Source organism: Sporomusaceae bacterium (genome assembly GCA_031460455.1).
Taxonomy (GTDB): domain Bacteria; phylum Bacillota; class Negativicutes; order Sporomusales; family UBA7701; genus Anaeroselena.
In genome coordinates this window covers 62105-69519 of record JAVKTQ010000018.1, presented here as the reverse complement: position 1 = coordinate 69519, position 7415 = coordinate 62105, and the positions used below count along the sequence as shown (strand labels likewise).

Below are 7415 nucleotides of genomic sequence, written 5' to 3'. Positions count from 1 at the left end.
TGACGCCGCTTGAACAACGACGTCAGTCTGCGTAATTTCATGAAATCCTGCGATAGGCCTCTTTATTCGTGTCTATTGGATAGGGTTCAGTCCATAGAAGGCTCCAGATGCAAGGCGCACCGGAAGAGCGCGCCGCGCCGCGTACCCGGAAGTACGCAAGCAAGCGCTCTGAGGAGCAACGCCGCAGATGGGGCCTTATGGGCGGCCGCAGCTAGACGTTGAAGCGGAAGTGGACGACATCGCCGTCCTGCATAATATACTCTTTCCCTTCCAGGCGGACCAATCCTTTGTCCTTGGCGGCGTTGAAGCTGCCGGAGGCCATGAGGTCGGTGTAGGCGACGAGCTCGGCCCGGATAAAGCCGCGCTCGATGTCGCTGTGGATTTTGCCGGCCGCTTTCTGGGCCTTGGTGCCGCGGCTGATGGTCCAGGCCCGCACCTCGGGCTCGCCGGCGGTGAGGAAGGTGATGAGGCCGAGGAGTTTGTAGCTGGCGCGGATGACTTTGTCGAGGCTGGCTTCGCTTAGGCCCATTTCGGCCAGGAAGGTGGCGGCTTCTTCGTCGGACAGTTCGGCGATTTCGGCTTCAAGCTTGGCGCAGACGGCGATGGCTTCCGCCCCTGCCTTGGCGGCGTATTCCTTGACGGCGCGGACATGGGGGCTGGCGTCGGGGTCGGCGGCGTCGGCTTCGCTGATGTTGGCGACAAAGAGGATGGGTTTGAGGGTGAGGAGGTTGAGCTCGCGCACGAGAGCAATCTCGTCTTCGCCGCCGATTACCTGTCGGGCGGGGATGATTTCTTCGAGGGACGCCTTGAGGCGGGCGGCTAGTTCAAGTTCGTCCTGGGCCCGCTTGTCGCCGCTTTTGGCCATTTTTTGCAGCCGCTCGGCGCGTTTTTCGAGGGTCTCGATGTCGGCGAGGCAGAGTTCGGTATTGAGGATTTCGATATCGGCGAGCGGGTTGGGCTCGCTGTCGGCGTTCATGACGCCGGGGTCGGTGAAGCAGCGGACGACTTCGATGACGGCGTCGACTTGCCTGATGTGGGAGAGGAATTTGTTGCCGAGGCCGGCGCCCTTGGACGCGCCCTGGCCGAGGCCGGCGATGTCGACGAACTGCATTTTGGTGGGGGTGATCTTTTTGGGTTTGTACATGGCGGCGAGGGCGGCCAGCCGCGGGTCGGGCACGTCGACGACGCCGACGTTGGGCTCGATGGCCCCGGAGACAAAGCTGGAGACGGCTACCCCAGCCTTGGTCAAAGCGTTGAAGAGGGTGGTCTTGCCGACGTTGGGGAGGCCGAGTATGCCTACTTCAAGATTGGTGCTCATGTATATTCCACCTTAACTTCGGAGGCTGTCCGGATAGACAGCCTCTGCGTTTTTTTCTCAGTTAATTGTAGAATATCCCCACCAAGAATGCAATAGTCATTCGCCGACTGCTTTGGGGGCGCTGAGGCGGCGGATAGCGCAATTTTCCCGGCAGCGCGGGCAGGTGTCCATCGCCATCTCGTAGAGGCGCTTGTACTTGTCGCGCTCGCCGCAGAGGGTAGCGACGCTGGCGCCGGCCAGGCGGCGGTAGCGGTCGCGTTCGGCGGCGAGGCATTGGTAGCAGGGGGTTTCGATGGTGTACTTTCCGCATTCCGGACAGGTTGTGAGCATGTGGCATCCTCCTCTTATTTAGGGTGCAAGAAAGATACCTCACGCGGCCGCAGGCGGAAAACGACAAATGAAAACGCCTGGGCCGAAGGTATCCTGCCCAGGCGGTCGGCTGTCTGCAATACGGTTCCCTGTGGTTGATTCCACTAATCCGCCAGTCCCGTATTGGGGTATTCTGTTATGGCATTATTATAACCGGCGCGGACCGAGGACGTCAATAGCTTCAGCCGGCAGCTCACTTTTGCCCGTCCTGGCGGGGGACGATGTTTTTTACCGCTTTCTCGAATTTGGGGCGGGCGACCATGACCCGGCGGCCGCATCCGAGGCATTTGAGGCCGAAGTCGATGCCGGTGCGGGTTATTTCCCACTGGTCGGAGCCGCAGGGGTGGGCTTTTTTCATTTTGACGATGTCGCCTACTTCGTAGCGGACGATCATGCTTTCCCCTCCTGCCGGCCAGGCAGCAGCGGCAGCCCCGGCGCCGGAATGTTGGCCTGCTCGAACAGCACCTTGGCCTTGTGGCGGAAGGCGGTCTCGACTTTGATCTGTTCGAGAGGAACGGTTTTGGCGACGACCCGCACGATGACTTCGCCGGGGCGGAGATCGACGACGCCGATGACCTTCGGACCGTCCTGCACTTCGGGCATGCGGGCGATTTCGCGCGCCGCTTCGCCGAGCAGGGCGATGACTTTGTCGATGTCGGCCTCGTAGGCGATGGGGATGTTGATAACGGCCTGCATCTGGCCGCGGGTGTAGTTGCTGACACGGGAGATGGCGCCGTTGGGGATGATGTGGAGGACGCCGCTGGCGTCGCGCAGTTTGGTGACGCGGAAGGTCAGCTCTTCGACCGTGCCGGACATGGTGTCGCTGACGATGTAGTCGCCAACGGCAAACTGGTCTTCGAAGATGATGAAAAAGCCGGTGATGAAGTCCTTGACGAGCCCCTGGGCGCCGACGCCCAGAGCCAGGCCGATGACGCCCGCGCCGGCGATGATGGAGGTGGTGTCGATGCTGAATTCCTGCAGGATGAGGATGACGGCCAGAAAGCAGAGCGTGTAGCGGATGATGGTCTTGAGCAGGACGCTCAGGGTGCGGGCCCGTTTTTCTTCGAGGAACTTCTGCGTGCCGTCGGGGGGGTGGAAGAGGCGGTCGACGACCAGGCCGCTAAGACGGACGACTATGGCGGCGACGATGATTATGACGACGATGCGCGCGCCTTTGTACCCGAAGACGTACAGCAGGTCGGGTTTAAGGATGCTCTCCATGCTTATTCCTCGTATTCGCAGATTTTTTCCCACACGCGGGCGGACACGCGGCTGTAAAGTTTGCCCCAGCGGGCCGCGTTTGCGGCCAGGACGGCGAGGGCGGCCGCCTGGTCGTCGGCGGCGAGCTGCAGACTGTGGCCGCAGCTTAGGTCGATCTCGCGCGGGGTCGGACGGGCTATAGCCTTGATCCCGGCCCCGGCGAGGAGATGCTCGGCCCGAACGGCATCGTGGACGGAGAAGAAGGTGAACAGACGGTCGTATTGCTTATCCGTGTCAGTCACCTCACAGGGTGACGGCTTTGCCGGCGGCCAGCTGGTCGAGGATGGAGTACATGTTGGTGACGCCGCCGACCGCGAGTCGGTCTTTAAGCCCGAAGTAGTCGAGACAGGTGCCGCAGGACAGCACGGTAACGCCGGCGGCGGCGAGGGCGGCGAGGTGGTCGAGGACAGGCGAGCCGGCGACAGCGAGCCGGACGCCGCCGTTGATGAAGAGGATGGCATTGGGCAACGGCTGGCTTTCGCGGACAGTGTAGAAGAAGGATTTCGTGAGGATGGCGCCAAGTTCGTCGCTGCCGTGGCCGAGGGTGTCTTTTGTGATGAGGTAGACGGTGTTTCCGGCCGGGCGCTCGGCCTGGCCGCCGGCCGGCCCGCTGTGGCCGGCTGCGACGGGCGCGCCTTTGGTTATGCAGATGCGGTAGTTGCCGCCCTGCTCTTCGACGCTGACGCCGCAGCCGTTGGCGGCGGCGAATTTGACGACGTTTTCCTTGGCGGCGGCGTTGTCGACGAGGGTAATGACGACGCCGTCGGCGATGACGTCGAGCGCTTTTTTGGTGGCGATGAGCGGCTGCGGGCAGGCCAGGCCGCGGGCATCGATTTCAGTAGACATGGATTTCTCCTCTCCCTTGGGCGAGTATGTGGCCGATGCGGGCGGCATGGTTGACGCCCGCGAGCTTGAGGGCGGCCAGAAGGCCGTCGGCCTCGGCCGCAGGCAGGGCGAGCAGCAGACCGCCGGAGGTCTGCGGGTCGAAGCAGAGGTCGCGAAGGCGCTCGGGTACGCTGTCGGCGAAGCCTACGGATGTGAGGTAGCCGCGGTTTGTGTAGGCGCCGGCGGGGACGAGCCCCATGGCGGCAGCGTCGGCGGCGTCGGGCAATAGCGGCAAGGCGGCGCTGGCGACTTCGGCCCTTGTGCCGCTGGCAGAGGTCATTTCAAAAAGATGGCCGAGGAGGCCGAAGCCGGTGATGTCGGTGCAGGCGTGGATAGTGAAGCCGGCCGCGGCCTGAGCGGCTTTGGCGTTGAGGGTGGCCATTGTCTGGATGGAGGCGGCGACGCCGGCGGGGTAGAGGTCGGCCTTGGCGGCGGTGGCAAGGATGCCTGTGCCGAGGGGCTTGGTGAGGATTAGGGCGTCCCCCGGACGGGCGCCGGCATTTGTCCAGATTTTTTCGGGGTGGACAAGGCCGGTGACGCTGAGGCCGTATTTTGGCTCGGCGTCGTCGATGGTGTGGCCGCCGGCGATAACGGCGCCGGCTTCGGCGACTTTGTCCCAGCCGCCCCGCAATATGGCGGGGAGGGTGTCGCCGTCGAGGTCGCAGGCGGGGAAGGCGACGATGTTGAGCGCGGTGAGCGGCCGCCCGCCCATGGCATAGACGTCGCTGAGGGCGTTGGCGGCGGCAATCTGGCCGAAGGTGTAAGGGTCGTCGACAATCGGGGTGAAGAAGTCCACCGTCAGGATGAGGGCGGTGTGGTCGTCGAGCCGGTACACGCCGGCGTCGTCGGCGGTGGCGGTGCCGACCAATAGACGCGGATCGTTGCTTTGCGGCAGGTGGCGCAGCACGTGCGCCAGGGCCCCTGGCCCTATTTTGGCCGCTCAGCCGCCGCTTTTGGTGTATTGGGTAAGTTTGACCATTGTCTTCCCCTCCTTCCGGTGGGTTCGGTTAAGGCAATTATTGCCTCTCCCCACTGTTATTTATACCCGCAGGCGGTAAAATCCTTTTTCGTGTTCCGTGCATACAATGGTTGTAGTCGATTGGCAGGAGGCGGATAGGGTGGCGACTACTTCGACCGATGTTGTTTCCCAGACGATTATCGACACTATTCTTGCCGATGTGAATGCCATCGTGCCAACTTACATATCGCTGGTCAACGCCCACCGCCTGCTGGTCGGGTCGGCGGAAGAGACCAAACGCATCGGGGGGGTCACTCCCGACGCTGTCGCCCGGGCAATCGAGAGGTTCGACCGCAGCGGGGTGCTGATCGATATCCTCCTCGATCTGCTGTGCTGCAAGATCGCGTTCAGCAGCGAGTTTTTGGCCGTAACCTGCGCGCCGGTGGATATTTTCCGGCTGCTGGCCAACAGATTCGACGCGGCCGACGCGCCGCACATGGTCGCGGAGGAAATACTCGTGCTCGAGGTGGTGCGCCGGGCACAGGAACGCTTGCGAGGGGCAGGGGCGGTGCCGCCCTGCACGCCGCCGGGCGGGCCGCCGTACGATTTCGCGACCTCGTTCTTTACGCCGCCGCCCCCGCCGCCGCCGCCAATTCCGCCGGAACCGCCGTTCGCGCCGCCCTGCTTTGTACCTGTTTCCTGCGGGGAGGACGAGGGGGACGCCATATCCGAGGCAGTCGACGATACAGAGGAACTGCTGGCGGAAACCGAGAAAAAAACGCAGGTCCACGCTCCGCGCCGCGACTGCAACCCGATGCGGCCGCGCCGGCTGAAGAGATAAAGCGCGTCTGACGGCGCGCTTTTTGTTTGGGCAACCGTAGCTATTTGTCGGGGCAGGTGCAGGGCTCCAGGTGAATAGTCGCTTCGCACGGGGCGAGCCTCTCCTCCAGGGCGGCCTCGACTTCGTCGCAGACGGCGTGGGCGACGTCGAGGTGCATGTCGCGGCTGAGTATGAGATGGACGTCGATGAGCCGGAGGCTGCCCGACCGCCGTGTCCGCAGTTGGTGAAAGGCAAGGATGGCGGGGTGGGCGGCGAGGATGGCGGTGATTATTTCTTCTTCTTCCGGCGGCAGGCTGACGTCGGTAAGTTCGTAGAGGCTTTTCTTGGTCATGGTGTAGCCGGCTTTGAAGACAACGCCGGCGACGACGATGGCGATGGCCGGGTCGAGCCAGGCGAGGCCGGTAATTTTGATTACTACCAGGCCGGCCAGCACGCCGCCCGATGTCCAGATGTCGGCCCTGAGGTGGAGGGCGTCGGCTTCGAGAGCGTGGGAGCAGGTTTTGCGGGCGACCTTCATCAGCTTGTCGGAAACATACCAGTTGACGAGGATCGATACCGCCATCACGGCGATGCCGTATTCGAGATAGGCGGGCGCGTGGCCGACGGCAATCTTTTCGACCGCTTCGTAGATGATCCACAATGCGGCGACGATGATAAGGGCCGCTTCGATGGCGGCGGACAAGTTCTCTACTTTGCCATGGCCGTAGGCGTGGTGGGCGTCGGGCGGCTGAGCCGCCTTGCGGACGGCGTAGTAGGCGATGAGGGCGGCGATAAGATCGACGGCCGAGTGGGCGGCTTCAGACACGATGCTGACCGCACCGCCGGCCAGGCCGACGGCAAGCTTGATGACAACAAGCGCGCTATTGGAGATTATCGACAGCCGGGCGGTATTTTGTTTCAGGGTGTTGTGGTCCAAAAGAAAACCCTCCCGTAATAATATGCCCCGCGGCTGCCGGCAGCCGCAGCCAAAATAAAAAGCCTGTAGGACTTATGGTCCCACAGGCTTTGCCTGCTGCTTATCGCCCGGCCGCACCGGCTCCCGCCGGCCGCCTGATCCTATTCCATTATATTAGCACGCCGCAGGGATGGTGTAAATCCTTGGGGCATCAGTCGTTGCCGATCTGGACCACATGGGTGACGGGATAACCGATGGCGGCCAGCCGGTCGACGAGAACTTTGACGTCCTTGACGTCGGCGCGGATGACCATCTCGGCCCGGCCGTCTTCGGTGTTGTAGGTCGCCATGCTGAGGATGTTGATGCCTAACTCCTTGAAGACGGCGGCGATGTCGGCGAGAACGCCGACCTTGTCGTCAAATTCAAATGTCAGGCGGGTGCGTCCTTCCTTGAGCCCCATGACGTCGACGAGGCTTTTGAAGATGTCGGTCTCGGTGATGATGCCGGCGACCGAGCCGACGCTATTCAAGACCACCAGGCCGCCGATCTTGTGGGTGTACATCATGAGCGCCGCTTCTTCGATGGTGGCGCCGGCGCTTATGGTTATGACCGGCGATTTCATTATTTCCTTGACAAGCATTTTGGCCAGGAGGTGATTGATTTCGAAGACGGAGAGGGTGGTGGCCGGCGACGGCGCTACGGCGCGCAGGTCGCGGTCGGTTACTATGCCGACAAGTTTGCCGTCCTCGACAACGGGCACGCGGCGGAAGTTGTTGGTTTTCATGAGGTTGGTGGCGTCGGAAACCGTCATGGTCGGAGGAATAGTCACCGGATTGGGGGTCATCCGTTTGGAGACGAACATGGCCATCTCTCCTCGCTCTTTTTTGAA

General features: G+C 62.5%; 10 protein-coding genes and 1 riboswitch. Of the genes, 1 reads left to right on the top strand and 9 read right to left on the bottom strand.

Annotated elements, in window-relative coordinates; all coding sequences use genetic code 11:
* Positions 1–211: 211 nt before the first annotated feature.
* From ychF to selD, 7 genes are all read right to left on the bottom strand, one after another.
* Complete coding sequence (ychF, locus tag RIN56_18470; protein ID MDR7868783.1) at positions 212–1318, bottom strand: redox-regulated ATPase YchF; 1107 nt, start codon at positions 1316–1318, stop codon at positions 212–214.
* Between the two features lie 96 nt (positions 1319–1414).
* Positions 1415–1648, bottom strand: coding sequence for a hypothetical protein (locus RIN56_18465; GenBank protein MDR7868782.1), 234 nt, complete (start codon positions 1646–1648; stop codon positions 1415–1417).
* An 88-nt stretch (positions 1649–1736) separates the two neighbouring features.
* Positions 1737–1817, bottom strand: a riboswitch (ZMP/ZTP riboswitch).
* Positions 1818–1880: 63 nt separating this feature from the next.
* Positions 1881–2081 (bottom strand): DUF951 domain-containing protein, encoded by a 201-nt coding sequence (locus RIN56_18460; protein MDR7868781.1) that lies wholly within the window; start codon positions 2079–2081, stop codon positions 1881–1883.
* Positions 2078–2908: a mechanosensitive ion channel family protein gene (locus RIN56_18455; protein MDR7868780.1), complete on the bottom strand. Its 831-nt coding sequence runs from the start codon at positions 2906–2908 to the stop codon at positions 2078–2080. Before RIN56_18455 ends, RIN56_18460 begins: the two co-directional genes overlap by 4 nt.
* 2 nt (positions 2909–2910) lie before the next feature.
* A complete protein-coding gene (locus RIN56_18450) occupies positions 2911–3189 on the bottom strand; it encodes a DUF3343 domain-containing protein (GenBank protein MDR7868779.1) in 279 nt (92 codons plus the stop codon).
* A 1-nt stretch (position 3190) separates the two neighbouring features.
* Positions 3191–3793 carry a sulfurtransferase-like selenium metabolism protein YedF gene (yedF, locus tag RIN56_18445; GenBank protein ID MDR7868778.1) on the bottom strand — a complete coding sequence of 201 codons (603 nt, stop codon included), beginning with the start codon at positions 3791–3793 and terminating at the stop codon, positions 3191–3193.
* Positions 3783–4811 carry a selenide, water dikinase SelD gene (gene selD / locus RIN56_18440; protein ID MDR7868777.1) on the bottom strand — a complete coding sequence of 343 codons (1029 nt, stop codon included), beginning with the start codon at positions 4809–4811 and terminating at the stop codon, positions 3783–3785. Before selD ends, yedF begins: the two co-directional genes overlap by 11 nt.
* Positions 4812–4917: 106 nt before the next feature.
* Between selD and RIN56_18435 the strand changes: the two genes are divergently transcribed.
* Complete coding sequence (locus tag RIN56_18435) at positions 4918–5631, top strand: hypothetical protein (GenBank protein ID MDR7868776.1); 714 nt, start codon at positions 4918–4920, stop codon at positions 5629–5631.
* 40 nt (positions 5632–5671) lie between these two features.
* Here RIN56_18435 and RIN56_18430 read toward each other — a convergent pair whose 3' ends face one another.
* Both RIN56_18430 and RIN56_18425 read right to left on the bottom strand, forming a co-directional pair.
* Positions 5672–6547, bottom strand: a complete 876-nt coding sequence (locus RIN56_18430) for a cation diffusion facilitator family transporter (protein MDR7868775.1) — start codon at positions 6545–6547, stop codon at positions 5672–5674.
* A 190-nt stretch (positions 6548–6737) separates the two neighbouring features.
* On the bottom strand, positions 6738–7388 hold the full coding sequence (locus RIN56_18425; GenBank protein MDR7868774.1) for a CBS and ACT domain-containing protein: 651 nt from the start codon (positions 7386–7388) through the stop codon (positions 6738–6740).
* Positions 7389–7415: the final 27 nt, after the last annotated feature.